We start from the raw sequence: 2,775 nt of genomic DNA, 5'->3' as shown, positions 1-2,775 counted from the left end.
GTCAGGCCGGACGGCAGGACGATCACCTCGTCCCCCGGCTTAAGAACGCCACCGGCGACCTGACCGGCGTAACCGCGGTAGTCGTGCAGCTCACCGATGCGCGGCCGCACCACCCATTGCACCGGGAAGCGGACGTCGATGAGGTTGCGGTCGGAGGCGATGTGCAGCTCCTCCAGGTGGTGCAGCAGCGAGGTGCCCTCATACCAGGGAGTGCTCGGCGATCGGGACACCAGGTTGTCCCCGCCGAGCGCACAGATCGGGATCGTCGCCACATCGACGATCTCCAGCTTGGCGGCGAACCCCCGGAAGTCGTCCTTGATCTCCTCGAACACGGCCTGGTCGAAATCGACCAGGTCCATCTTGTTCACGCACAGTACAAGATGAGGAACCCTCAGCAACGAGGCGAGGAACGCGTGCCGCCGGGTCTGCTGGAGCACACCCTTGCGGGCGTCGACCAGCAGCAGCGCGAGGTCGGCGGTGGAGGCCCCGGTAACCATGTTGCGGGTGTACTGCACGTGGCCAGGGGTGTCGGCGAGGATGAACGACCGCTTCGGGGTGGCAAAATAACGGTAGGCAACATCGATGGTGATGCCCTGCTCACGCTCGGCCCGCAATCCGTCGGTGAGCAGCGCCAGGTCGACATAACCGTCTCCGCGTTCCCGGCTGGTGCGTTCCACCGCGGCCAGCTGGTCGGAGAACAGCGACTTGGTGTCGAAGAGCAGCCGTCCGATCAGCGTGGACTTGCCGTCGTCAACAGAACCTGCGGTGGCGACCCGCAGCAGCTCCCTCATCACACCTCTCCAGCTCGCATACGGGTACCCGGAACCAGAACGCGCAGGACGGCCGTTGGCACAGCCGTCGTCGCGGCCGTCGCGGCCGTCAGAACAGCCATCGCAGCCATCACGGCCATCAGAAGTAGCCCTCCCGCTTGCGGTCCTCCATCGCCGCCTCACTGACCCGGTCGTCGGCACGGGTCGCGCCACGTTCGGTGATCCTGGTGGACGCGACCTCGGTGATCACCTCGTCGATCGTCACCGCGCTCGACGCGATCGCCCCGGTACAGGACATGTCACCCACCGTCCGGTAGCGGACCTGGCGGGATATCACGCTCTCCCCCTCAAGCGGCGGCGTCAACGAGGTCACCGCAAGCAGCATGCCGTCGCGCTCCACCACCTCACGGGTGTGCGCATAGTAGATCGACGGGATCTCCAGGTTCTCCTGCGCGATGTAGCGCCAGATGTCGAGCTCCGTCCAGTTCGACAGCGGGAACACCCGGATGTGCTCACCCGCTCGATGCCGGCCGTTGTAGAGGGACCACAGTTCGGGACGCTGGTTCTTCGGATCCCACTGACCGAACTCGTCCCGGAAGGAGTACACGCGCTCTTTTGCCCGGGCCTTCTCCTCGTCCCGCCGTGCCCCGCCGAACACGGCGTCGAACCTGTTCTCCTCGATGGTGTCGAGCAGCACCGGCGTCTGGAGCTGGTTACGCGACGCCCCGGGCCGAGTGTCCTCGGTGATGGTTCCGGCGTCGATGGCGTCCTGGACGGAGCCCACGACCAGGCGGGCGGACAACTGTGCCGCCCGGGCGTCCCGGAACTCCATCACCTCGGTGAAGTTGTGACCGGTGTCGATGTGCACCAGTGGGAACGGCAGTTTCGCCGGCCAGAACGCCTTCTCGGCGACCCGGAGCATGACGATCGAGTCCTTGCCGCCGGAGAACAGCAACGCGGGACGCTCGAACTCGGCCACCACCTCACGAAAGATGTGGATCGCCTCGGACTCGAGGGTCTGCAGGTGGGTGAGCTCGTAGCCGATTGCGGGCACGCGGAATCCCCCCGTCGAGACCAGCGGCGAAGGCCGGCAGAAATTCCACCCAACGTAGCCCACGAACCGGCCTACAGGACAGCGACTCCAGCGGGCAAGCAGCGATCAACAATCAGTGATCGACGGTCAGTGGTAACGATCGACGATCGACGGTCAGTGGTCAGTGGGTCAGCCGCGGGCGATCAGCGCCAGGATCGGACCGGCCAGATCAGAACGGCAGACCAGCAGATCGGGCTGGAACGGGTCCGGTCGGTTGTAGACCAGTGCGGATCCGTCGATCCGGCTGGTGTGCAGGCCCACCGACCGGGCGACGGCCACCGGCGCGGCCGAGTCCCACTCGTACTGGCCGCCGGCGTGTATGTAGGCGTCCGCCTCACCGCGGATGACCGCCGCCACCTTTGCTCCGGCGGAACCCAGCGGCACGACCGTGCCGCCCAGCGCCTCGGCCACCGTGGCGACCAGCGCGGGGGCGCGGGTCCGGCTGGCCACCAGCCGCGGGCCGCCGGTAGGCGCGGGACGCGCGGGGGGCGGCACGCCGGTCGCCAGCGTGACGCCCTGCGCCGGGAGCGCGACAGCGCCCGCGGTCAGCTCGCCGTCCTGCCACAGCGCGACGTGCACCGCCCAGTCGGATCGGCCCTGCTCGCTGAACTCCCGGGTCCCGTCCAGGGGATCGATGATCCACACCCGGCGGGCGGCGAGCCGGGCAGGGTCGTCGACCGCCTCCTCGGACAGGACCGCGTCCCGCGGACGGTGGCGGGCCAGCGCCTGCGCCAGCAGCACCTGCGAGCGGGCGTCACCGGCGTCCCGCAGTGCGGCGGGATCGGCGAATCCCAGCTCGGCACGGACCCGGAGCAGCAGCGCGCCGGCATCGGTGGCAAGCCGCGCCGCCAGCGCGGAGTCGCTGAGCACGGGATCGCCGGGTACGGGATCGCCGGGTACGGAGTCGGCGGG

At 68.6% G+C, this 2,775-nt stretch carries 3 protein-coding genes; all 3 read right to left on the bottom strand.

What is annotated here, in order from left to right; all coding sequences use genetic code 11:
* Window positions 1-791 (bottom strand): sulfate adenylyltransferase subunit 1 (locus tag DD1DGNOD_RS09930; RefSeq protein ID WP_206443057.1); only part of this gene is annotated, 791 nt, incomplete at its 3' end.
* 118 nt (window positions 792-909) lie between these two features.
* Window positions 910-1,824, bottom strand: a complete 915-nt coding sequence (gene cysD, locus DD1DGNOD_RS09925; RefSeq protein ID WP_131766337.1) for a sulfate adenylyltransferase subunit CysD — start codon at window positions 1,822-1,824, stop codon at window positions 910-912.
* Window positions 1,825-1,992: 168 nt separating this feature from the next.
* Window positions 1,993-2,733 carry a 3'(2'),5'-bisphosphate nucleotidase CysQ gene (locus DD1DGNOD_RS09920; protein WP_131766336.1) on the bottom strand — a complete coding sequence of 247 codons (741 nt, stop codon included), beginning with the start codon at window positions 2,731-2,733 and terminating at the stop codon, window positions 1,993-1,995.
* Between the last annotated feature and the right edge of the window lie 42 nt (window positions 2,734-2,775).

The sequence above is a fragment of the Candidatus Protofrankia californiensis genome (genome assembly GCF_900634765.1).
In the GTDB taxonomy this organism is placed as follows: domain Bacteria; phylum Actinomycetota; class Actinomycetes; order Frankiales; family Frankiaceae; genus Protofrankia; species Protofrankia californiensis.
Note: the sequence above shows the minus strand (reverse complement) of the source record. Positions and strands in the feature narration are given on the sequence as shown.